The 21,539-nt window shown below is 71.2% G+C and carries 18 protein-coding genes; 3 read left to right on the top strand and 15 right to left on the bottom strand.

Translation table 11 applies throughout. The features are described 5' to 3' along the window. Positions 1-245 precede the first annotated feature (245 nt). The 12 genes from U3649_RS01790 to U3649_RS01735 form a co-directional block, all read right to left on the bottom strand. Positions 246-1,142: an NAD(P)/FAD-dependent oxidoreductase gene (locus tag U3649_RS01790; protein WP_407353187.1), complete on the bottom strand. Its 897-nt coding sequence runs from the start codon at positions 1,140-1,142 to the stop codon at positions 246-248. Next, positions 1,139-1,810, bottom strand: a complete 672-nt coding sequence (locus U3649_RS01785; RefSeq protein ID WP_407354679.1) for a class I SAM-dependent methyltransferase — start codon at positions 1,808-1,810, stop codon at positions 1,139-1,141. The genes U3649_RS01790 and U3649_RS01785 overlap by 4 nt, the downstream gene beginning before the upstream one ends. Positions 1,811-1,853: 43 nt before the next feature. After that, positions 1,854-2,318 (bottom strand): Rrf2 family transcriptional regulator, encoded by a 465-nt coding sequence (locus tag U3649_RS01780; protein ID WP_407353186.1) that lies wholly within the window; start codon positions 2,316-2,318, stop codon positions 1,854-1,856. An 86-nt stretch (positions 2,319-2,404) separates the two neighbouring features. Further along, positions 2,405-3,823, bottom strand: a complete 1,419-nt coding sequence (gene cls, locus U3649_RS01775; RefSeq protein WP_407353185.1) for a cardiolipin synthase — start codon at positions 3,821-3,823, stop codon at positions 2,405-2,407. A 431-nt stretch (positions 3,824-4,254) separates the two neighbouring features. Beyond that, complete coding sequence (gene rpmG, locus U3649_RS01770) at positions 4,255-4,419, bottom strand: 50S ribosomal protein L33 (protein ID WP_407353184.1); 165 nt, start codon at positions 4,417-4,419, stop codon at positions 4,255-4,257. A gap of 13 nt (positions 4,420-4,432) precedes the next feature. Continuing rightward, the gene (rpmB, locus tag U3649_RS01765) at positions 4,433-4,669 is read right to left on the bottom strand and encodes a 50S ribosomal protein L28 (protein WP_407353183.1); all 237 of its coding nucleotides are present in this window, start codon (positions 4,667-4,669) and stop codon (positions 4,433-4,435) included. A gap of 423 nt (positions 4,670-5,092) precedes the next feature. After that, the gene (locus U3649_RS01760; protein ID WP_407353182.1) at positions 5,093-6,892 is read right to left on the bottom strand and encodes a DUF885 domain-containing protein; all 1,800 of its coding nucleotides are present in this window, start codon (positions 6,890-6,892) and stop codon (positions 5,093-5,095) included. A gap of 563 nt (positions 6,893-7,455) precedes the next feature. Beyond that, complete coding sequence (locus U3649_RS01755) at positions 7,456-8,421, bottom strand: NAD-dependent epimerase/dehydratase family protein (RefSeq protein ID WP_407353181.1); 966 nt, start codon at positions 8,419-8,421, stop codon at positions 7,456-7,458. Between the two features lie 299 nt (positions 8,422-8,720). Then, positions 8,721-9,641: a ParB/RepB/Spo0J family partition protein gene (locus U3649_RS01750; RefSeq protein WP_407353180.1), complete on the bottom strand. Its 921-nt coding sequence runs from the start codon at positions 9,639-9,641 to the stop codon at positions 8,721-8,723. Continuing rightward, the gene (locus U3649_RS01745; protein ID WP_407353179.1) at positions 9,638-10,426 is read right to left on the bottom strand and encodes a ParA family protein; all 789 of its coding nucleotides are present in this window, start codon (positions 10,424-10,426) and stop codon (positions 9,638-9,640) included. Before U3649_RS01745 ends, U3649_RS01750 begins: the two co-directional genes overlap by 4 nt. A 107-nt stretch (positions 10,427-10,533) precedes the next feature. Further along, a complete protein-coding gene (gene rsmG, locus U3649_RS01740) occupies positions 10,534-11,175 on the bottom strand; it encodes a 16S rRNA (guanine(527)-N(7))-methyltransferase RsmG (RefSeq protein ID WP_407353178.1) in 642 nt (213 codons plus the stop codon). Between the two features lie 211 nt (positions 11,176-11,386). Continuing rightward, complete coding sequence (locus U3649_RS01735; RefSeq protein ID WP_407353177.1) at positions 11,387-11,974, bottom strand: 4'-phosphopantetheinyl transferase family protein; 588 nt, start codon at positions 11,972-11,974, stop codon at positions 11,387-11,389. A 114-nt stretch (positions 11,975-12,088) separates the two neighbouring features. Between U3649_RS01735 and U3649_RS01730 the strand changes: the two genes are divergently transcribed. Further along, entirely contained in the window at positions 12,089-13,480 is a 1,392-nt protein-coding gene (locus U3649_RS01730; protein WP_407353176.1) for an AMP-binding protein, read from the top strand. 161 nt (positions 13,481-13,641) lie between these two features. Next, positions 13,642-13,908 carry a GlsB/YeaQ/YmgE family stress response membrane protein gene (locus U3649_RS01725; RefSeq protein WP_407353175.1) on the top strand — a complete coding sequence of 89 codons (267 nt, stop codon included), beginning with the start codon at positions 13,642-13,644 and terminating at the stop codon, positions 13,906-13,908. 154 nt (positions 13,909-14,062) lie between these two features. Here U3649_RS01725 and serA read toward each other — a convergent pair whose 3' ends face one another. After that, entirely contained in the window at positions 14,063-15,304 is a 1,242-nt protein-coding gene (gene serA, locus U3649_RS01720; RefSeq protein WP_407353174.1) for a phosphoglycerate dehydrogenase, read from the bottom strand. A 237-nt stretch (positions 15,305-15,541) separates the two neighbouring features. On the opposite strand from serA, the gene U3649_RS01715 reads away from it, so the two are divergent. Beyond that, entirely contained in the window at positions 15,542-16,927 is a 1,386-nt protein-coding gene (locus tag U3649_RS01715) for an FAD-binding oxidoreductase (protein WP_407353173.1), read from the top strand. A 358-nt stretch (positions 16,928-17,285) separates the two neighbouring features. On the opposite strand, the gene U3649_RS01710 is transcribed toward U3649_RS01715, so the two are convergent. Both U3649_RS01710 and U3649_RS01705 read right to left on the bottom strand, forming a co-directional pair. Beyond that, positions 17,286-19,166 (bottom strand): S8 family peptidase, encoded by a 1,881-nt coding sequence (locus U3649_RS01710; protein WP_407353172.1) that lies wholly within the window; start codon positions 19,164-19,166, stop codon positions 17,286-17,288. Positions 19,167-19,259: 93 nt separating this feature from the next. Next, positions 19,260-21,473 carry a YadA-like family protein gene (locus U3649_RS01705; protein ID WP_407353171.1) on the bottom strand — a complete coding sequence of 738 codons (2,214 nt, stop codon included), beginning with the start codon at positions 21,471-21,473 and terminating at the stop codon, positions 19,260-19,262. Positions 21,474-21,539 lie beyond the last annotated feature (66 nt).

The raw sequence follows: 21,539 nt of genomic DNA, 5'->3' as shown, positions 1-21,539 counted from the left end.
CCCTTTGTCGCATCCGGTCTTCGGGAAGCCGGCTCAGAACATCAGCGGGCGCTGCAACGAGGTGTGTCACTCCCGCGGAAGCAAGCGCTTTTCGACAGCCCGCAGGGCTGGGTCAATCCATTGTGGGAGCGACGGAAGTCGCGACGCCGCGAGCCTGCGAAACCCGCACGACGCCGGCGCCGAAACTTCAGTCGCGACTTCCCGGCGATGGCATGCCATCGCCACTCCCACGCGAGCGATGCGGATCAGAACACCAGCGAGCGGTGCAGGGCGGTGCCGGCCATGACGCCATCGGCGCTGGCGAACGTGGCGCTGTGGGCGCCGCGGGTGATGTCGCCGGCCGCGTAGACGCCGGCGACCGAGGTCGCCTTCTGCTCGTCGGTCCGGACGATGGGGCCGAAGGGGGCCTCGTCCAGCTCGCAGCCCAGCTGCTCGGCGATCGTGCTGTTGAAGCGCGTGCGCGTGCCGACGTAGAGCGCGTCGATGTCCGCCATGCGCCCGCCGGCCAGCTCGATCGCGGACAGTCCGGTGCCTTCGCCGTGCAGCGCCTGCACCGGCGCCGCTTCGATGGCGATGCCACGTTTTTCCAGTTGGGCCAGCGCTTCCGCGTCGGGTTCGGAAGCGCCGTTCAAGTACAGCGTCGTCGGTCCCCACTCGGCGATCAGCAGCGCCTGGTGGACCGACATCGGCGACACGTGCAGCACGCCCAGCCGCTGGCCGCCGAACTCGAAACCGTGGCAGTAGGGGCAATGGAGCACCGACTTGCCCCAGCGCGCGGCCAGGCCCGGAACGGCGGGCAGCTCGTCCGAGATGCCGAACGCCAGCACCAGCCGGGCGCCTTCGAGCACCTCGCCGCCCGCCAGCGCGACCGAGTAGCCGTCCGCCTGCTTGACTGCGCTGGCCGCTTCGCCGTCGACGAAATGCACCGTCGGATACGCCGCCACCTGCGCGCGCGCGGTGGCGAGCATCGCGCCCGGCGCGCTGCCGTCGCGGGTGAAGAAGCCGTGGGCGTGGTCGGAGAAGCGGTTGCGGGGCCGGCCGGCGTCGACGACGCAGACCGAGCGCCGCGCCCGGGCGATGTACATGGCGGCGGACAATCCGGCGAAGCTGCCGCCGATGACGATGGCGTCATGTCGATTCATGCGTAGGCGATCCATCCGCGAAAGGTGAAGGCGGCGTAGAACAGTTCGATCCCGGAGAACCCGGCCTGGCCCAGGATCGCCGCGTCCGTCTCGGGGTCGAGCAGGTCCAGGTGCGTCCCGACCGCCCTGCTCGCGCCCAGCGCCTTGTCGGGGTCGGCGCCCGAGGCGATCGCGAACGCGGCGTAGCGCGACAGCCAGCGCCCGCGCTCGGCCGCGCCCTGCGGGAAGCTGGAGTGGGCGACCACGAACGGCGCGCCGGGCTTGAGCCGGCGCCGGACCTCGCTTGCGGTGCGCCGCCGTTCCTCCGGCGCCAGGAAGTGCAGGGTCAGCAGGCAGGCGGCCGCGTCGAACGGCCCGTCCGGGGCATCGTCGATATAACCCTCGTGCAGCCGCGCGCGCGGCGCGTGCGGCCCGAGCGTGCGCCCGGCGAGCTTCAGCATCTCGGCCGCCGGGTCGACGCCGTCGAACGTCCAGCGCGGATGGGCCTCGGCGAACGCCTTCAGCTCGAGGCCGCCGCCGGCGCCCAGGACCAGCACGCGGGCGTCCGCGGGCGCGCGCTCCGCCAGCAGCACGGCCGCCATCCGGTGCAGGTCCGCGAACCCCGGCACGAAGCGCGGCGGGCCCTCGGCATAGTGGGCCACGGCCTGCGGGTCGGAGAACGGCGCCATCAGCTCGCGCGTGCCGGCCGCGCCCACCGCCGGGCGTGTCGCGTCATGCCGCATGCGCGGACTCCAGGTCGTGGCGGCCGCCGCGGACGGCGATGCGTTGGTGGAAGTCGGCGCTCAGCGTCGCCAGCGTCACCTCGCCCAGGCGCGAGAGCAGCAGTGCTTCCGCATCGTCGAACGCCTGGCCGAGGGCTGCGTTCACCGCCTGCTCGACCAGGCAGCCGGGCGCCTCCGTGCGGTTGCCCATGGCCAGCAGCGCGGGGCGCCCCAGCGCGTCGTAGACATCGCGCAGCGTCACCTTCGACAGGTCGCAGGCCAGCGTCCAGCCGCCGCCGTGGCCCTTCTCGGAGCGGACGTAGCCCTGCTCGCGCAGGCCCGCCATCACCCGGCGGATGACCACGGGGTTGGTGTCCATCGCCAGGGCGAGGACCTCGGAGGTCACGGGGCCCTCGTGCTCGGCCATGTGCAGCAGGACGTGGAGCACGCCCGACAGTCGGCTGTCTCGTTTCATGGAACTAATGATGTTGCATGAAACGACGACCGTCAAGCGGCCTGCCGAACCCGAGCGATGGGCGATCGCGAGCGGCCTTGCGCCCGTTACATGAACGAATCCGCCAGCCGCGCGATGCCTTCCAGGCTGCGCCTCCAGGCCGGCCGCGTGCGCCAGGCCGCCAGCGACAGCTGCTCGGACTCGCGCAGGTACCCGGCCTCCACCTCGCGCATGCGCGCGACCACGGCGCGGTCGTAGCAGAGCAGGCCGATCTCGGCGTTGAGGGCGAACGAGCGCATGTCGAGGTTGATCGAGCCGAGCAGGGCGATGTCGTCGTCCACGCTCAGGTGCTTGGCATGCAGGAAATGCGGGCGGTACAGCGCGATGCGCACGCCGCAGGCGAGCAGCTCGTCGTACCAGGCCCGCTGCGCCCAGGCGGTCAGGCGCTGGTTGTTGCTGGCCGAGAGGATCAGCTGCACGTCCACGCCCGACAGGGCGGCGATGCGCAGCGCGCTGAGGGTGGCGTCGTCGGGCACGAAGTACGGCGTGGTCAGCACCAGCTTGCGCTGCGCCAGGTGGATCACCGCGTTGACCACGTCGCGCGCGTTCGCGAACGGATAGGCCGGGCCGCTGGGCAGCAGCTGCGCGGCGCTGTCGGCCGGCTGCACCGGCCGCGTCGCGGACACTTCCAGGACCTCGCCGGTCTCCAGGTACCAGTCGCTGGCGAATACCGCCTCCAGGTGCGCCACCGCCGGGCCGCGCACGCGCGCCACCAGTTCGCGATTGGGAAAGCCGCGCACGAATTCCGCTTCGGCCAGGTTCTGCGAGCCGACGTAGGCGACGTCATCGTCGACCACGGCGATCTTGCGGTGGTTGCGCAGGTCCATGCGCCCGCTGCGGCGCCAGCGCAGGCCGCCGGGCAGCATGTCGTGGACCTCGATGCCGGCCTCGCGCAGGCGCCGCGCGTAGCGGCGGAAGCCGCGCTTGGCGCCGACCGCGTCCAGCAGCAGCCGGACCTTGACTCCCCGTCCGGCGGCGCGCTCGAGCGCGGCCGTCACGGCGTCGCCGACGGCGTCGTCGAACATCAGGTAATACAGCAGGTGCACGCGCTCGCGGGCGCGGTCGACGTCGTCGAGCAAGGCGCGCAGCGAGGCGTCGTAGTCGTCCAGCAGTTCCACCGCGTTGCCGCGCACGGGCATGAAGTCGCCCAACTGCTCGACCAGCGGCGCCAGTTCGCTCTGCGCGTCTCCCTCGGGCGGCGCCCAGCGCAGCGCCGCTTGTGGCGCCTGGCCTTCGCGGATCGCCTGCGAGGCCTGCGCCTGGCGGCGCACGCGTTCGCGCGACAGCCAGGGATGGCCGAACAGCAGGTACAGCGGCAGCCCGGCCAGCGGCAGGAAGAACACCAGCAGCAGCCAGCTGCGCGCCGCCGCCGGGGTGGTGCGGCTGGGGATCCAGGCCAGCGCCGCCAGGCGGATGCTCCAGTCCACGGCGAGCAGCCAAGCGCCGGGGGAAAGCTCCCAGGTCATCGCGGTGTCGCGGTCGCGGCGGTCATCGTGGCGATTGTGGGGGGCGGCCGGCCGGGTGCAAAGCGGCGGCGATCCGCGGCGGGGCCGGAAGGCCCGTTCGTGCGCCGAGGTCCATGGCCGCGCCGCGTCGCGACTTCCGTCGCTCCCACAAGTGCGGAGCGTCGCCCGATATCGCTCCCACATTGGCGGTGTCGGGCGGTGTTCCCCGCCCCCTGTGGGAGCGACGGAAGTCGCGACTCCGCGCGGCGTCCGCCGCCGGCGTCCTGGCGCGGGCGCGCCAACGGCCAACAAAAAAGCCCGCCTTGCGGCGGGCTTTCCTGGATCCCGGCTTTTGCCGGAATGACGTACGGCAAAGCGGAAGGCACTGGATCCCGGCGTTCGCCGGGATGACGTAGCGGCGAAGGCGTTCGCGCTGCGAACGCGCCGCCACGTCACTTGATCTTGCCTTCCTTGTACGCCACATGCTTGCGGACGACGGGATCGTACTTCTTGATCTCCATCTTGCCCGGGGTGTTCTTCTTGTTCTTGTCGGTCGTGTAGAAATGACCGGTGCCTGCCGAGGAGATCAGGCGGATCTTGTCGCGCTTGGAAGCCATGGGTCAGTCCTCCTCAGATCTTTTCGCCGCGTGCGCGGAGGTCGGCGAGGACGGAGTCGATCCCGTTCTTGTCGATGGTGCGCAGGGCCTTGGCGGAAACACGCAGCTTCACCCAGCGGTTCTCGCTGGCGACCCAGAACCGGCGCTCGTGCAGGTTCGGGAGGAAACGGCGGCGGGTCTTGTTCATGGCATGCGAGACGTTGTTGCCGGTCGTCGTTCGCTTGCCGGTCACTTGGCATACTCGGGACATACGCACCTCGTAACTTGGAAAGTCCGGCCATGGATGGCCAGGCTTCTGCGGAGGGATCCGCACATGGTGCCCCCCTTGGCCAGGGAAGCGTCGGCCCCCGGGTGTCGCCACCGCGGCGCGATACGGGTCTGGATTCGCCGCGCGGACCGGCCGGAGATCGCGCTTCCGGGCGGTTTCCGGGCCCCGCGACAGGCGGGCCGGACACAGCGAGCCGGGCATTATGTCGGGATTCCCCTTGTGCCGCAAGCACTTGGGCGGGCCTCGTTGCCGGGCAGCGCCCCCGTAGAGCGGAGCTTGCTCCGCTGCTCTCGGCTCCGGAGCCTACGTAGCGGAGCAAGCTCCGCTCTACGGGGAGGAGGATCGATCCTCGCTTGGGCAGCGCAGGGCATACGGGCTAGGCCGGTAGGCCGCGCGACCGTGCGCTCAGGGCGCCTGCTTCCCGTCGTTCGCGGCCGGCGCCGCCTTGCTTTCGGCGATGAAGGCGCGGATCTGCGATTCCAGCACCGGAATCGGGACCGCACCCTGCGCCAGCACCGCGTCGTGGAAGGCCTTGATGTCGAACTTCGGCCCCAGTGCGCGCTCGGCCTCCTCGCGCAGGCGCACGATGGCGATCTCGCCGAGCTTGTAGCTCAGCGCCTGCGCCGGCCAGGAGATGTAGCGGTCGACCTCGGTGGTGACCTCGTGCTCGGACAGGGCGGTGTTGTCGCGCAGGTAGGCCAGCGCCTGCTCGCGGCTCCAGCCCTTGTGGTGCACGCCGGTGTCGATCACCAGGCGCGCGGCGCGCCACATCTCGTAGGTCAGGCGGCCGAATTCCTCGTAGGGCGTCTCGTAGATGCCCATCTCCTGGCCGAGCTTCTCGGTGTACAGCGCCCAGCCCTCGCCGTAGGCGGAGATGTACTCGCCGCGGAATCCCGGCCATTCGTCCTCGCGCTCGGCCACCAGCGCACCCTGCAGCGCGTGTCCGGGTTCGGCTTCGTGCAGGGTCAGCGCCGGCAGGTTGTACAGCGGGCGCGATGGCAGGTCGTAGGTGTTGAGCCAGTAGGTGCCCCTGCCGCCGCGGCCGGCGGTCCAGTACGGGGCGATGTCGTCCGGTACCGGGATGATGGTGAAGCGCGCGCGCGGCAGGGTGCCGATGAACTTGCCGACCTCGCCGTCGACGCGCTTGGCGATCCAGGCCGCGCGGCGCAGCAGTTCCTCCGGGGTCTTGGCGTAGAACCGCGGGTCGGTGCGCAGGAACCGGAGGAAGGCCGCGAAGTCGCCGTCGAAGCCGGTGCGCTCGATCACGGTGTCCATCTCCGCGCGGATGCGTGCGACCTCCTCCAGGCCGATCGCGTGGATTTGCTCCGGCGACAGGTCCAGCGTGGTGTATTCGCGGATCTGCTGGCGGTAGAAGGCCTCGCCGCCGGGCATCGCCTCGGCGGCCAGGGTGGTGCGCGCCTGCGGCACGTATTCCTCGCGGAAGAAGGTCAGCAGGGTCGCGAACGCCGGGATCACCGCTTCGCGGATCGCGGCGCGGCCCTCCTCGCGCAACGCTTCCTGTTCCGCGGCGGGAATCGATGCGGGCATGCGCGCGTAGGGCGTCCAGAAGTTCGCCTGCTCCGGGTCCTCGAGCTCGGCGACCGCGGCGATCGACACGTCGCGGCCGTCCAGCACCGCGCGCGGCACGCTGAAGCCGCGAGCCAGGCCGGCGCGCATGTTGGCGATGTGCTGGCCGAAATAGCGGGGCACGTCGCGCAGGCGCGCCGCGTAGGCGCGGTAGTCGTCGGCGCTCCGGAACGGCCGGCGGGTCATGAAGCCGAGGTTGGCCCAGAACGAGCTGTCGGAATTGAACGGCATCTCGTAGGCGCGCACGCGGATGTTGGCGGCGAGGTTCTCGATCTGCGGGCGGTACACCGCCAGGTTGACGCGGTTCTCCGGGGACAGCCGTTCCGGATCGATCTCCGCGAGGTCGCGCAGCACGCCCTCCCAGACCTGCAGCCGACGCGCCTGGGCCTCGGCGCCGACGTCGGTCAGGCGCCGGTCGGCGGCCGCGACGGTGTCCTCGTCGTCATGGCTGAACTCGGCCTGGCGCCAGGCCCATTCCTTCTCGTGGATCGCCTGGAAGGCGGCGTCGGCGTCGGCGGGTTGCGCCCAGGCGGCGGGCGCGAGGAAGAGGCATGCGAGGAGCAGGGCGGACAGGGCGCGTTTCACGTGTTCGGATCCGTCGGCGGTACAAGCCGGCATCATCGCATCCGCGCGAACCCTGCGCCTGGGTCGGAAGTCGCGGGTGCGGGAAGCGGATCACCGGCGGCAGGTCGCCAGCCGATCGCCTACCGCCGTCGTTGTCGGAAAGCGTTCGGATCGTCATCCCAGCGCAAGCTGGGATCCATTGACTGTTGCTCTCGCCTTTCGAAAGGCAAAGATCGAAATGGATCCCAGCGTGCGCTCACTGCTGTCCGGAATAGATCCATGGCGTGGATCGGCCGTCCTGTTCGGCGCCCGCTACCGCTTCGCCGTACCCTCATCCGCCCTTCGGGCACCTTCTCCCAAAGGGAGAAGGGACAAAGCCCCTCTCCTTTTGGGAGAGGGGTCGGGGTGAGGGTACGGCGAAGCGACGACGGCTCCAATCACCGCCAACGCACCGGGCCGGGAACCGAGTCGCCGTCCAATCAATCTCCGATTGATCCTTGATCTGTCGGTGCATTCCCTGCCAGCCGAGAAACTTCTCCGGACAGCAATGAGCTTGCGCTGGGATGACGGGCGGATGATGCTTTCCCGATTCCCGATTCCCGATTCCCGATTCCCGCTCAGGCGCGGTCGCCGAAATACTCGCGGCACCATTCCACCACCGGCGGCAGGCCGGCGGCGATCGGCGTCGACGGCTCGAAGCCGAACGCGTCCCGCGCGCGGTGGGTGTCGGCCATGGTCTCGACCATGTCGCCGGGCTGCATCTCGCGATAGACCTTCCGCGCATCGCGACCGGCGGCGCGCTCGATCACCGCGATGAAGCCCTCCAGTTCCACCGGCGTGTGGTTGCCGAGGTTGAACACCCGGTGCGGCGGCGTGTCCTGCGGTGGATGGCCGAAGGCGCCGAGCACGCCGGCGACGATGTCGTCGACATGGGTGAAGTCGCGGCGCATGCGGCCGTGGTTGAAGACCTCGATCGTGCGCCCGGCCAGCACCGCGCGGCTGAAGATCAGCGGCGCCATGTCCGGCCGGCCCCACGGGCCGTACACGGTGAAGAAGCGCAGGCCGGTCGCGCGCAGGCCGTACAGCTGCGCATAGGTGTAGGCCATCAGTTCGTTGGCCGCCTTGGTTGCCGCGTACAGCGAGCGCGGCCGGTCGATGCGCTGGTCCTCCGAGAACGGCGGCGTGGCGGAATCGCCGTAGACCGAGGACGAACTCGCATACGCCAAGTGCTCGACGCCGCGGTGCCGGCACAGCTCCAGCAGGTTGACGAAGCCGACCAGGTTGCTGTCGACGTAGGCGTGCGGGTTCTGCAGCGAATAGCGCACGCCGGCCTGCGCCGCCAGGTGGATCACCCGGGCCGGCGCGATCTCGTCGAACAGCGCGCCCAGGCCGTCGCGGTCGCACAGGTCGAGCCGGCGGATGTCGGCATCGGCGCACAGCGCGGCGACGCGGTCGCGCTTGAGCTGCGGATCGTAGTAGTCGTTGTAGCTGTCGAGCCCGACCGCGGCCTCGCCGCGCGCGGCGAGCGCGCGCATCACGTAGGCACCGATGAAACCGGCCGCGCCGGTGACGAGAGTGGGCATGGGATGTGGGCGCTGGTGGCGGACGGAAGGACAACGGCAGCGCGGATGGTAACCGTGGAAGCGGCGGCGACCGTGACTGGTTCTTCACCGGCCGTCGCGACTGCCGTCGCTCCCACAGGCGTTCGCCTGGCCAGCGGGGGAGCCGTTATCGAGCAGGAGTGACGGACGTGGCTCGCGCTCGCCGCGCCGGAGCGGGCCACCGGCACCGACGACGAGGCTTCATGGTGGAACGGGAGCGACGGCCGACGGCAACGCCGCCTCTTGTGGGAGCGACCGAAGTCGCGACCGGACCTTCCGAATCAGCCGCGCTTGCCGCGCAGGCGCTCCAGCAGGCCGTCCAGGGTGTCGAGGTCGCTGTAATGGATCACCAGCCGGCCCTTGTTGCCGCGGCCGTGGGCGATGCTGACCTTGGCGCCGAGGGTCGCGGCCAGTTCGTTCTCCAGCGCGGCGATGTCCGCCTGCTGCGGTTTCGGCTTGCTGCCGGCCTTCTTGCGCGCCGGGATGCGGCCCTCGGCGAACTGCTGCGCGCGGTGCTCGACCTCGCGCACCGACCAGCCGTGTTCGGCGGCCTCGGCCGCCAGCTTGCCGGCCAGCTCCGGCGACAGCGTCAGCAGCGCGCGCGCGTGGCCCATCTCCAGCCGCCGCGCCTCCAGCAGCGCGCGGATCGCCGGCGGCAGCTCCAGCAGCCGCAGCAGGTTGGAGACCGCCGCGCGCGAGCGGCCGACCGCCTCGGCCGCCTGCGCGTGGGTCAGCATGAATTCCTCGATCAGCCGCTGCAGCGCCTGCGCTTCCTCCAGCGGGTTGAGGTCCTCGCGCTGGATGTTCTCGATCAGCGCCATCGCCACCACGGTGCGGTCGTCGACCTCGCGCACCACCACCGGCACCTCGGCCAGCCCGGCGCGCCGCGAAGCGCGCCAGCGGCGCTCGCCGGCGATGATCTCGAAGCGGCGGCCGCCGAGGTCGCGCACCACGATCGGCTGGATCACGCCCTGCGCCCGGATCGACTCGGCCAACTCGTCGAGCTTGCCCTCGTCCATCGTGCGGCGGGGCTGGAACTTGCCCGGCGTCAGCGCGTCGACCGGCAGCGTCTGCAGCGTGTCGGCCGCGGTGGCTTCCAGCACCGGCGCGGTCTCGGCGCCCTTGGGGCCGAGCAGGGCCTCCAGCCCGCGCCCGAGGCCGCGCTTCTTGGCCGGGGCCGCCTTCTGTTTCGCAGCGGTCATGCCGCCTTCTCCTTGAGATCGCGTTCGCGCTGGCGCCGCACCACCTCGCCGGCGAGGCCGAGATACGCGATCGCCCCGCGCGAGCCGCGGTCGTAGCCGACGATGCTCTGGCCGTGGCTGGGCGCCTCGGCCAGGCGCACGTTGCGCGGCACGATGGTGCGGAACACCTTGTCGCCGAAATGCCCGACGAGTTCGTTCGACACCGCGTTGGTGAGGTTGTTGCGCACGTCGTACATGGTACGCAGCACGCCTTCGATCTCCAGCGCCGGGTTGAGCCGGCCCTTGAGCGCGTCGATGGTCTGCAGCAGCGCGGTGATGCCTTCCAGGGCGTAGTACTCGCACTGCATCGGCACCAGCACCGAGTCGGCGGCGGTCAGCGCGTTGAGGGTGAGCAGCGACAGCGCCGGCGGGCAGTCGATGATGATGAAGTCGTAGTTCGCGCGCAGCGGGTCGAGCGCGCGCTTGAGCCGCTGCTCGCGGCCCTCCTCGTCCATCAGCTCGATCTCGGCGGCGGTGAGGTCGGCATTGGCCGGCAGCAGGTCGAAGCCTTCCTCGGTGCGCACGATCGCGGCGTCGGCGTGCTGCTCCTCGAGCAGTACGTCGCAGGTCGAGGCCGCCAGTTCGCGCTTGTCGACGCCGCTGCCCATGGTGGCGTTGCCCTGCGCGTCGAGATCGACCAGCAGCACCCGCCGCGGCGTGCCGGCCAGCGCAGCGGCCAGGTTGACCGCGGTGGTCGTCTTTCCGACGCCGCCTTTCTGGTTGGCGATGGCGATGATGCGGGCCATGGGCTCCGGAACCTCGAGATGCGGGATACCGGCCGCGAACCGGGGCCGGACCGGGGATTATGCAGGAGAGCCGCCACCGGGACAGGCCGCCGGTCGCCGGGAACCGGTCACGGCGATCGCCGCACCACCGCAAGATGGCGCTCGGCCGCCAGTCCCGGCACCACCAGCCGATGCAGCGCCTCCAGGCGCCAACCCGGCGGCAGGGCGGCGATCTCGGCATCCGGCGGTGCCCCCTTCATCGCCAGCAGGCGGCCGGCCGGCGCCAGCAGGTGGCCACCGACGGCGAGGATGCCGGGCAGGCTCGCCAATGCGCGGGCGGTGATGGCATCGAAGGTGCCGGGTGCATCGACCGCCTCCGCGCGCGACTCCAGCACGCGGGCGTTGTCCAGCTGCAGCGCGCGCACCGCCTCGCGCAGGAAGCGCGCCTTCTTGCCGTTGGATTCGACCAGCGCCACCTGCAATGCCGGGTGCGCGATCGCCAGCGGGATGCCGGGCAGCCCCGGTCCGGTGCCAAGGTCGGCGAGGGTGCCGGCGGCGGCGACGTACGGATGCATCGCCAGCGAATCGAGCAGGTGCCGCACCACCATCTGCCCCGGATCGCGGATCGCGGTGAGGTTGTAGGCGCGGTTCCAGCGCAGCAGCAGACCGAGGTAGGCCAGCAACGGCGCCGCAAGCGCCCGGTCGAGGCCGAGCGCGTCGAGGCCGGCGTCCAGGGTGTCGCGCAGTTGCGGGGGAAAGGTGTCCGGCATCCCGCCATTGTAGAAGCGCGCCGCGCCAAGCAGCCTTTTCCGTTGCCGTGAGGAGCGGGCCGTCGCCACGGGTTTCGCCAATGAATAGCCGAGGCTTCGAGCCCTTGATGTTGCTAGCCCATTGCGAAAGGCTCGGCTGCCCATTTGCACCGCCCGTGGCGACGGGCCTGATCTCACCGCGGCGGAAAAGGCTGCTTGGCGCGGCGCGCTCCTACGCGGCGCGCCAGGCGAGAGTGGCGAGGTAGCCGGGCGCGGGCACGAATCCGTGCAGCGTCCAGTCGGCGGGCGTGCCGAGCGCCGGATCGCAGGCCAGCAGCGCGAGGGTGCCGTCGCGCTCGCCGAACTCCAGCCGGTGCAGGCCGAAGGCGATGCCGCGGCCGTAGGCCTTGAGCACCGCTTCCTTCGCGCACCACAGGCGCACGAAGGCGGCCTCGCGCCGGTCCGGCGCCATGACCGCCAGCCGGTCCGCCTCGGCAGCGGTGAAATAGCGTTGCGCCAGTTCCAGCGCGCGCGGCCGCGGCCGCAGCCATTCCAGGTCGCAGCCCAGGCGCACGTCCTCGCCGAGCGCCATCAGCAGGCCGTCGCCGCTGTGGCTCCAGCTCACGTCGCGCGACTGCGGCGGCGCCCCGAACTGCGGGCGCCCGTGGGCGCTGCGTTGCAGGACCAACGACTCGGGCGCCAGGCCCAACGTGTCCTCGAGCCAGGCGCGCACCTGCGGCTCGGCCGCGTCGCCGCGCCGGTAGGGCCGCCACGCGCAGCGCACGTGCGCGAGCCGCAGTTGGCCGGGAGACAGGGACATGAAAGCCGTTTTGACCGGATCGTGGGGCCGCAGCGTAAGCTATCGACGGGGAAGCGGCGAACGCCGTGGTCGAAGGCACAGGAGGATGTGGCGCCACGCCACGCAGTTCACCGGATGTCCGCAGTCATCGCCAGCCCATCGCCGTCCGTCGATACCGGTCTTCGCCGCCCGCTCGCCGTGGGCGATCCTGACCGGATCCTGGCGATCGCCGGCGACCGGCGGATCGCGCTCGGCACGTTCCTCGCCCAGGTGCGCGGCCTGGCCGCGTGCCTGCCCGACGCCGCCTACGCGGTGAACCTGTGCGAGGACCGCTACCGCTTCCTGGTGGCGTTCTGCGCCGTCGCCGTGCGCGGACAGGCGACGCTGCTGCCGCCGTCGCGCACCCGTGCCGCGATCGAGGAAGTGCGCGCGCAGCATCCCGACAGCTATTGCCTCGGCGATTGCGCGCCCTGCGGCTGCGAAGCGCCGTCGTTGTCGCCGCTGCCGCACTTCGTACACATGCCCGACCCGTTGCCGCTCGCCGACGGGCCGCCGCCGACGGTCGACGATGCCGCGCTGGCGGCGATCGGCTTCACCTCCGGCAGTACCGGCGCGCCGACGCCGAACCGCAAACGCTGGCGCGGGTTCCACGCCGGCACCGTGCAGAACCTGGCCGCGCTCGCCGGCCTGTGGCCGCAGGACGCGGGCGCGGAGATCGTCGCCACCGTGCCGCCGCAGCACATGTACGGGATAGAGATGTCGGTGCTGTTCCCGCTGCTGGCGGGCGCCGCGGTGCATGCGGCGCGCCCGTTCTTTCCCGCCGATATCGCCGCCGCGTTGTGCCAGACGCGGGCGCCGCGCCTGCTGGTGACCACGCCGGTGCATCTGCGCGCGCTGCTCGAGTCGACGGTCGCGCTGCCGCCGTTGGCGGGGATCGTCAGCGCCACCGCGCCGCTGCCGCAGGCGCTGGCGGCCGCCGCCGAGGCGCGCTTCGGCTGCGAGGTGCGGGAGGTGTTCGGCTCCACCGAGACCTGCATCATCGCCCGCCGCCGCACCGCCCGCGAGCAGGCGTGGACGCCGCTGCCCGGCGTGCGCCTGCACCCGCAGCCGGACGGCACCCAGGTCGAGGGCGAGCACCTCGATGCGCCGGTGGTGCTGGCGGACCTGGTCGAACTGCAGGCGGACGGGCGCTTCCTGCTGTGCGGGCGGCGATCGGACCTGCTCGAGATCGCCGGCAAGCGCGCCTCGCTCGGCGACCTGACCGGTCGCCTGCTGGCGATCCCCGGCGTCGAGGACGGCGTGGTACTGCAGCTGGACGAGTGCGACGCCAGCGGCGTGCGCCGCATCGCCGCGCTGGTGGTGGCGCCGGACCTGGACGAGTCGGCGATCCATGCCGCGCTGCGCCGCAGCGTGGACCCGGTGTTCCTGCCGCGGCGCCTGCGCCGCGTCGCCGCGCTGCCGCGCAACGAGACCGGCAAGCTGCCGCGGGCGGCGTTGCTGCGTCTGTTGCAGGGCGGCATGCAATAGCGACGTGCCTGCGGTATCAATGGCTTGCAGGCGGGTAGCGCCCCATGCCCGCGACGGGTTTCCGCTGACGTAGCCGTCACGTACGGCTGTTCAGACTGAACCCCGCCCCCACACAGGGGAGGCGTCCTACATCCCTTTCGTTACGCTAAGGAGTCCGGAGCATGGGCATTATCATCTGGTTGATCGTGGGCGGTATCGTCGGCTGGCTCGCCAGTTTGATCATGAAGACCGATGCGCAGCAGGGCATCATCCTCAATGTGGTGGTCGGCATCGTCGGCGCCTTCATCGGCGGTTGGCTGATCGGCCCGTTGCTCGGCGCGCCCTCGATCAACGAAGGCATCTCGATCATGAGCGTCGTCGTCTCGCTGATCGGCGCGATCATCCTGCTGGCGATCGTCAACCTGTTCCGCCGCGGCCGCGTGCGCTGAAAGTCGCACCCAAGGTTCCGCGGTGGCCAAAGGCCCGGCATTGCCGGGCCTTTGTTTTGGAGGCCGGGATTGGGGATTGGGGATTCGGGATTCGCAAAAGCACCCGCGCCACGCCGTTACGAATCCCGAATCCCCAATCCCCCAATCCCGGCTCTCAATACAGCACCCGCGTGCGCAGCGTGCCCGGGATCGCGGCCAGGGCGCTCTTCAGGTCCGCCGCCTGTTTTTCGGACGCGGTGACGTCGATGACCACGTAGCCGACCTTGCTGTCGGTGCGCAGGTACTGGCCGTCGATGTTGATGCCGTGCTCGCGGAACAGGTCGTTGGCCTGCGACAGCACGCCCGGCACGTTGCGGTGGATGTGCAGGATGCGGCGGCTGCCCTCGTGACCGGGCAGCGCGACCTCGGGGAAGTTCACCGCCGACAGGGTGGAGCCGTTGTCGCTGTAGCGGACCAGCTTGGCCGCGACCTCCAGGCCGATGTTGTCCTGCGCCTCCAGGGTGCTGCCGCCGACGTGCGGGGTGAGGATCACGTTGTCGAGCCCGCGCAGCGGCGATTCGAACGCCTCGTCCTTGCCCTTGGGCTCGACCGGGAACACGTCGACGGCGGCGCCGCCCAGGCGGCCCTCGCGCAGCGCCGCGGCCAGCGCGTCGATATCGACCACGCTGCCGCGCGAGGCGTTGAGCAGGTGCGCGCCGGGCTTCATGGCCGCGATCTCGGCGGTGCCGAACATGCCCTGGGTGGCGGGCGTTTCCGGTACGTGCAGCGAGACCACGTCGCTGTGCGCGAGCAGGTCGTGCAGGCCGGCGGCGGCGCGCGCGTTGCCCAGCGACAGCTTGGCCTCGATGTCGTGGAACAGCACCTGCATGCCCAGCGACTCGGCCAGCACGCCGACCTGGGTGCCGATGTGGCCGTAGCCGACGATGCCCAGGGTCTTTCCGCGCACTTCGTGGCTGCCGGCCGCCGACTTCGACCAGCCGCCGCGATGGCATTCGGCGTTCCTGCGCGGGATCCCGCGCATCAGCAGGATCGCTTCGGCGATCACCAGCTCGGCGACGCTGCGGGTATTGGAGTACGGCGCGTTGAACACCGGGATGCCGGCCAGTTCCGCGGCCTCCAGGTCGACCTGGTTGGTGCCGATGCAGAAGCAGCCGACCGCGATCAGCCGCCGCGCGTGCGCCAGCACGTCCTCGCTCAACTGCGTGCGCGAGCGGATCCCGACCAGGTGCGCCTCGGCGATCGCGCGCTTGAGTTCGGCGTCGGGCAGCGACTTGTCGTGCAGTTCGATCTGCGAATAGCCGGCGGCCCGGAACGCGTCGACCGCGGTCTGGCTGATCCCTTCCAGCAACAATACGCGGATGTCCTGCTTGGGATAGGAGGTCTTCGGGGGTGTCATCGCGGTGGTCGCGCGGCGGGAACGGGGATCGTGCACTATGCTTGGCGTGTCGCTGCACCGCAACAACGCGCCGCGCATGGCCTCGGCCTTCCTCCGACCGTCATGCCCGCGCAGGCGGGCATCCATGGACGTTCCGCGCAACGGCGCTGATGTCGCCTCCGCGGATACGACGGATCGGGAGCCCGGGACGACCCTGCAAGAGAACCCGCCATTTCCTCTTCAACACGACCCGCCCCGATGAACGATCCGCGTCTCGATGCCCTGCGCCAGGCCGTCCCGGGCCTGCACCTGAAGACCGATCCGGCCGACCTCGAGCACTACGGCCGCGACTGGACCCGGCGCTGGACGCCGGCGCCGCTGGCGATCGCGCTGCCCGGCGGCATCGAAGAGGTGCAGGCGATCGTGCGCTGGGCCAACGCGCAGGGCGTGGCGCTGGTGCCGTCCGGCGGCCGCACCGGCCTGTCCGGCGGCGCCGTCGCGGCACACGGCGAACTGGTGGTCGGCCTGGAGCGGATGAACCGCGTGCTCGGGTTCGATGCGGTCGGGCGCACGCTGACCGTGCAGCCGGGCATCACGCTGCAGGCGGTGCACGAGGCCGCCGCCGCGCAGGGGCTGCTGTATCCGGTCGACTTCGGCGCCCGCGGCTCGTGCTCGATCGGCGGCAACATCGCCACCAACGCCGGCGGCATCCGCGTGATCCGCTACGGCAACACCCGCGAATGGATCGCCGGGCTGAAGTTGGTCACCGGCGGTGGCGACCTGCTCGACCTCAACCGCGGCTTGGTGAAGAACTCCAGCGGCTACGACCTGCGTCACCTGGCGATCGGCGCCGAGGGCACGCTCGGCATCGTCGTCGAGGCGATGCTGAAACTGGCCGATCCGCCGCCGCCGGCGCAGACCATGCTGCTGGCGCTGCCCTCGTTCGAGGTGCTGATGCGGGTGTTCGCCGAGTTCCGCGCGCGGCTGCGGCTCCAGGCCTTCGAGTTCCTCACCGACCGCGGCCTGCGGCACGTGCTCGCGCACGGCGGCACCGATCCCTTCGACGACGTGCACCCGTACTACGTCGTCGCCGAGTTCGATGCCGCCGACGAGGCGCAGCAGGCCGCCGGGCTGGCCGCATTCGAGGCCTGCATGGCGCAGGACTGGATCCTCGACGGCGCCATCGCCCAGAGCCAGGCGCAGGCGCAGCAGCTGTGGCGCCTGCGCGAGGGCATCACCGAGGCGGTGGCGCGCTACCGGCCCTACAAGAACGACATCGCGGTGCGGATCTCGGCGATGCCGGCGTTCCTGGCCGAGGCGCAGTCGCTGCTGGCCGAGGCCTATCCGCGGTTCGAGGTGGTCTGGTTCGGCCACATCGGCGACGGCAACCTGCACATCAACGTGCTGCAGCCCGACGACGTCGACGACGAGACGTTCATGGCGCAATGCGGCCGCGTCACCGAACTGCTGGCCGACCTGCTGCGGCGCCATGGCGGCAGCATCTCCGCCGAGCACGGGATCGGGCTGGTGAAGAAACCCTATCTCGGCAGCACGCGCAGCGCGGAAGAGATCGCGCTGATGCGCGGCATCCGCGCGGTGCTGGATCCGAACGGCGTGATGAATCCTGGCAAGCTGTTCGACTGAATGTCCGTTCCCTTTTCGTAAGCGCGCCCATGCGCACGATGCCGAGGGATTCGGGAAAGCAGCAGGCATCCTGCCGATAGCCTGTCATCCGTCATCCCGACTAAAGCCGGGATCCAGCCTTTCGGGTACATCAAAAGCTGGATCCCGGCTTTCGCCGGGATGACGAGCAAGGCCGTTACGCTTTCCCGAATCCCGAATCCCGAATCCCGAATCCCGAATCCCGAATCCCGAATCCCGAATCCCGAATCCCGAATCCCGAATCCCGAATCCCGAATCCGCAACATCGCGAGCTCCTGCGAAAGCGCAGCGCTGGAACCAAGAGCGGCAACGCCACGGACGGCGCACCGCCGATGCGAGGTTATTGCAGTACCGCCAGCACCGAGACGCCGCGGTAGGGCACATCGCTGCGCAGGCGCAGGAACCAGGTGCCGGCCGCCGGTGCGGCGATCGTCACCGACTCGCTGTTGCCCGCGTGCCGCGAGGCGCGGTCGTGGTCCTGTTCGGTCGGCACGCGTTCGCGGGCGACGAACAGGTCGACGTTGCCGACGCCGCCGTAGCTGCGCAGGGTCAGGCTGCGCGCGCCGGCCGGCACCGCCACCTTGAACAGCAGGTCCTCGGCGGCCTCGCCGCCGCCGCCGGCGACCGGGACGCGGCTGGTCAGCGGCAGCGCCAGGTCGGACTCGTCGAAGCCTTGCGCGGCCGCGACGGCGGCGCGTGCGGCGTCGACGATGCCGGTGCCGATGGGGCGGTTGCTCGGCGGCGCCTGGCCGAACGGCTTGGCGGTGCCCTTGAGCACCGCCTTGGCCTGGGCCGGGGTCAGCGGCGGATGCCCGGCGGCGACCGCGGCGCTCTGCATCAGCGCCACCGTGGCGGCCACGTGCGGCGCGGCCATCGAGGTGCCCGCCTGGCCGATCAGCACGTCGCCCCCGGGGCTGGCCACCGGCGAGGTCTGGCCGCTGTTGCCGGTCGACCAGATCCAGCCGGTGTCGTCGGGCTGCGCGCCGCCGCCGGGCGCCGCCAGGCTGACGTTATGGCCGAAGTTGCTGTAGTAGGCGATCGCGCCGTTGACGTCGGTCGCGGCCACGGTGACCACGCCGGCGCAGCTGGCGGGGCTGTGGTTGGCGGCGTCCTGCCCCGAGTTGCCGGCCGCCACCACCACGGTCACGCCGCGGCCGAGGGCGTCGTCGATCGCCGCCTGGGTGGCGGGATCGGCCGAGCAGGCGTTGTTCGAACCCAGGCTGAGGTTGAGCACCTCGGCCGGGGTGGCGTTGTCGGGCACGCCGTCGACCCGGCCGCCCGACGCCCAGACGATGGCGTCGGCGATGTCCGAGGTCAGCCCGCCGCAGTGCCCCATCACCCGCACCGGCTGCACCCGCGCGCCGTGGGCGAGGCCGGCGATGCCGCGCCCGTTGTTCGCCACCGCCGCCACCGTGCCGGCGACGTGGCTGCCGTGCCAGGAGCTGGGAGCGGTCGCACCGCACCAGCCGGCCATGCTCTGGTCGGTCCAGTCGCCGGGATCGCGGGCGTCGGGGTCGCGGCCGTCGCCGTCGCCGGCGATGTCGGGATAGGTCTGGCCGTCGGCCTGCTGGCCGTACCAGCTGACGAAGTCGTAGCCCGGCAGCAGGTTGGCGGACAGGTCGACGTGCTCGACGTAGCCGGTGTCGATCACCGCCACCACCACGCCCTCGCCGCTGGAGACGTCCCAGGCCTGCGGGGCGTTGACGCCGCCGACCGGGTGGTGCATGTCCCACTGCAGGTCGGCGTAGTGCGGATCGTTCGGCACCGTGTCCAGCACGGTCTTGATGAAGTCCGGTTGCGCGAAGGCGATCTCGGGATCGAGGCGCAGGCGCGCCAGGAAGCGCTCGGCCTCCACCGCGTCCAACGGCCTCGAGCTGGCTACCACCTCGCCGCCCGTGGCGGTGCGGCGCACGTGCCGCATCGCCACGCCGGGCGCCCGCGGTCCGGCGGCCGCGAGGCCGGCGTCCGCGGCGGCGGTACCGATCCTGCGCAGGGCGGTGGCGGCATCCGGCCGGGGGCCGCCGGTGTCGCGGTACTGGACGATGAAACGGTTGAATTGCGCCTGCGGTGGCGGCCGCTGGCTGGACGGCGGCGCGATGCGGGTGGCGGCGGGCAGGGCATGCGAAGACGGAGAGCGCTCGGCGCCCGGCCGTCCGCTGGCGGTGGCCGCAGCGGCGACGCCGAGCGTCAGTCCGGCGAGCGTGCGAAGAAGCATGTGCATGGGAATCCTCATCGTGGTCGACGGTGCCGGCGGCGTGCGGCGGCACAGGTCGCGGGAAATTGGGACAGCGGCCGCGCGCGGGCGGCCGCGCCGTTACAGGTCGATGCCGAAGCCGACGCCGGCCGAACTCTCGTCGCTGGTGAACGCGCCACCCAGGCTGATCGAGGCACGATTGCCGATCGCCTTCGAATAGCCGAGCGACAACGCGCTCTCGCCGCCCTGCCAGCCGGCACCCACAGCGACGCGCCCGCGCGGGCTGCGGCTGTTGGCGGCGTTGATCGACATGTTCATCATCGCCGTGCTCATCGCCCCGATCTTGTCGATCCGCCTGTCCTGCTGGTCCAGACGCTGGCCGACGTTCTCTTCCAGGCGCAGGAAATCGTCGTTGAGCGCCTGGAAGCGCTGGTCGGTGTAGGCCTTGGCCGAGGACAGGGTGCGGGTGGACGCGGCATCCGTGTACTCGCGCGCCGAGTCCAGGGTGGCGGCGTCGCCGGCGTCCATCTGCCGCTTGTTGACGGCGTCGGTCCCCGCCACGCCGTCGGCGACGTTGCGCACGCGCGTGCCACCCTCGCCCTCGAGGGTCAGCGTGGCCTTGCCGTCGTCGTCGTAGCCGATCCCGTCGTTGCCGGCCGGTCCCTCCGGCCCCTGCGGACCCGGAGGTCCCGGTGGTCCGGGTACCGGCTCGATCCCGTCGATGGCGCTTTGCAGGCTGCTCAGGCGGCCGTCGATGGCGGCGAAGGTGGAGCCGATGTCCGCGTAGCTCTGCCCCTGGATGCTGTAGGCGGGCAGGCGCAGCACGCCATCGACGATCGCCGCGCCACCGCCCAGCACCGGCGCGAACTGGCCGAGCTGGGCCACGTTGACCGCGTCGTGGTCCTGGGTGCCGGCGGCGACGTTGACGATCTGGCGCCGGATCGCAGCGTGCAGGGTGCCGTCGGAGGCGCGCCATTCGGCGCCGGCGCCCACCGAGACGACGTTGTCGCGGTCGGCGTGCGAGCCGGCGCCCAGCGCCACGCTGTTCTCGGTGAAGGCGGCGGCGTACTCGCCGATCGCCACGCTGCGGTCGGCCCAGGCCTGGGCGCGATGGCCCATGGCCACGGCGTTGACCGCGTCGGCCGGAGTGTCGATGCCGTCGAGGGTGCCGGCCATCGGCCCGCCCTCTTCCGGCGGGCAGATCCAGCAGGGTTCATCGTCGTCCGGTGGCTCTTTGGGCAGGTAGCCGCCGGTTTCGGCGTACTCGCCGATGGCGACGCTGCCGGTGCCGCGGGAGGAGGCCTGGAAGCCGGCAGCGATCGAATAGTCGCCGTAGTTCCTCGAACCCCCACCCAGGGCCACGCCGAAATAGCCGTCCGCTGAACTGCCGGTGCCCACGGCGACCGAATGGATCGCGTAGGCGGTCGCGACGTTGCCGATCGCGGTACCGCCGCGCTCCGCGAAAGACCCGGCGCCGAACGCGGTGGAACCGAAATCGAGCGCGGTCGAGCCGGCGCCGACCGCAGTCGCATCTTCCTCCAGCGCTTTCGCGGCCACGCCCATCGCCGTGGCGCCCAGTCCGTCGGCGACGCTCCACGGGCCGACGGCGGTCGAGAACCCGCCGGTCGCCTGCGCGCGCAGGCCTATCGCGGTAGTGATGTGGCCGGAGGCCTCGGCGCCGGCGCCCAGCGCCAGCGCGGTCGCGCCGTCGGCGCTGGCACCGGGACCGATCGCGGTGGCGTTCTCGCCATTGGCCGAGGTCACCATTTCTATCAAGGGTGCCGAGTTCGAGTTGTATTCGGGCAGCACCGCATAGCCGCCGATGGCCAGTGCCGAGGTGCCGCCGCTGCTGGTGCCGTAGCCGATCGCGGTGCTGAAGTCGCCGATCGCGGTGGATAGGTGCCCTAGCGCCAGCGATTCCGCGCCCAGCGCCAGGCTGCCGGCGCCGATGGCGGTGGCGTAGTCTCCCAGGGCCAGCGCATCGTCACCGCCGTCCGGATCGCCGTTGACCTGGAAGTAACGTTCGGCGGCATCAGCGCTTTCGATGCCGGCGTCCGCGTCCGGCTCGGCGGCGGTGCTCGCGCCGTCGTCGGTGCCGTCGAGGGCGGCGGGTGTCTCACCCGCGCGCCCGGCGGTGGAGGCCTTGGCGGCTGGATCGAAATCGCCAGGGGCCGTCTGCGCCCAGGCGGATGCCGCGAAGGCCAGCGGCAGGGTGGCGCAAAGGGCCAGGACCAGGGGATTGCGGCTGGCTGCGGGGAAGAAGGAACCGGAACCGGGTTGTCGGGCGACAGCGATGCCGGTCGCCGCAGGTGGGGACAGGAAAATCGACTTCATCGTGCTTGTGTCTCCGCGTTCGAGTGGTCGCGGCGAACCGGTGCCGGTCCGTCCGCGGACGTGCCG

The sequence above is a fragment of the Luteimonas sp. R10 genome, from assembly GCF_045689605.1.
GTDB lineage: Bacteria > Pseudomonadota > Gammaproteobacteria > Xanthomonadales > Xanthomonadaceae > Luteimonas.
Note: the sequence above shows the minus strand (reverse complement) of the source record. Positions and strands in the feature narration are given on the sequence as shown.

Bases quoted from the DNA above. Each gene is read 5' to 3' on its own strand.
- U3649_RS01790 (WP_407353187.1), bottom strand. From the start codon at position 1,142: ATGAATCGACATGACGCCATCGTCATCGGCGGCAGCTTCGCCGGATTG.
- U3649_RS01785 (WP_407354679.1), bottom strand. From the start codon at position 1,810: ATGGCGCCGTTCTCCGACCCGCAGGCCGTGGCCCACTATGCCGAGGGC.
- U3649_RS01780 (WP_407353186.1), bottom strand. From the start codon at position 2,318: ATGAAACGAGACAGCCGACTGTCGGGCGTGCTCCACGTCCTGCTGCAC.
- cls (WP_407353185.1), bottom strand. From the start codon at position 3,823: ATGACCTGGGAGCTTTCCCCCGGCGCTTGGCTGCTCGCCGTGGACTGG.
- rpmG (WP_407353184.1), bottom strand. From the start codon at position 4,419: ATGGCTTCCAAGCGCGACAAGATCCGCCTGATCTCCTCGGCAGGCACC.
- rpmB (WP_407353183.1), bottom strand. From the start codon at position 4,669: ATGTCCCGAGTATGCCAAGTGACCGGCAAGCGAACGACGACCGGCAAC.
- U3649_RS01760 (WP_407353182.1), bottom strand. From the start codon at position 6,892: ATGCCGGCTTGTACCGCCGACGGATCCGAACACGTGAAACGCGCCCTG.
- U3649_RS01755 (WP_407353181.1), bottom strand. From the start codon at position 8,421: ATGCCCACTCTCGTCACCGGCGCGGCCGGTTTCATCGGTGCCTACGTG.
- U3649_RS01750 (WP_407353180.1), bottom strand. From the start codon at position 9,641: ATGACCGCTGCGAAACAGAAGGCGGCCCCGGCCAAGAAGCGCGGCCTC.
- U3649_RS01745 (WP_407353179.1), bottom strand. From the start codon at position 10,426: ATGGCCCGCATCATCGCCATCGCCAACCAGAAAGGCGGCGTCGGAAAG.
- rsmG (WP_407353178.1), bottom strand. From the start codon at position 11,175: ATGCCGGACACCTTTCCCCCGCAACTGCGCGACACCCTGGACGCCGGC.
- U3649_RS01735 (WP_407353177.1), bottom strand. From the start codon at position 11,974: ATGTCCCTGTCTCCCGGCCAACTGCGGCTCGCGCACGTGCGCTGCGCG.
- U3649_RS01730 (WP_407353176.1), top strand. From the start codon at position 12,089: ATGTCCGCAGTCATCGCCAGCCCATCGCCGTCCGTCGATACCGGTCTT.
- U3649_RS01725 (WP_407353175.1), top strand. From the start codon at position 13,642: ATGGGCATTATCATCTGGTTGATCGTGGGCGGTATCGTCGGCTGGCTC.
- serA (WP_407353174.1), bottom strand. From the start codon at position 15,304: ATGACACCCCCGAAGACCTCCTATCCCAAGCAGGACATCCGCGTATTG.
- U3649_RS01715 (WP_407353173.1), top strand. From the start codon at position 15,542: ATGAACGATCCGCGTCTCGATGCCCTGCGCCAGGCCGTCCCGGGCCTG.
- U3649_RS01710 (WP_407353172.1), bottom strand. From the start codon at position 19,166: ATGCACATGCTTCTTCGCACGCTCGCCGGACTGACGCTCGGCGTCGCC.
- U3649_RS01705 (WP_407353171.1), bottom strand. From the start codon at position 21,473: ATGAAGTCGATTTTCCTGTCCCCACCTGCGGCGACCGGCATCGCTGTC.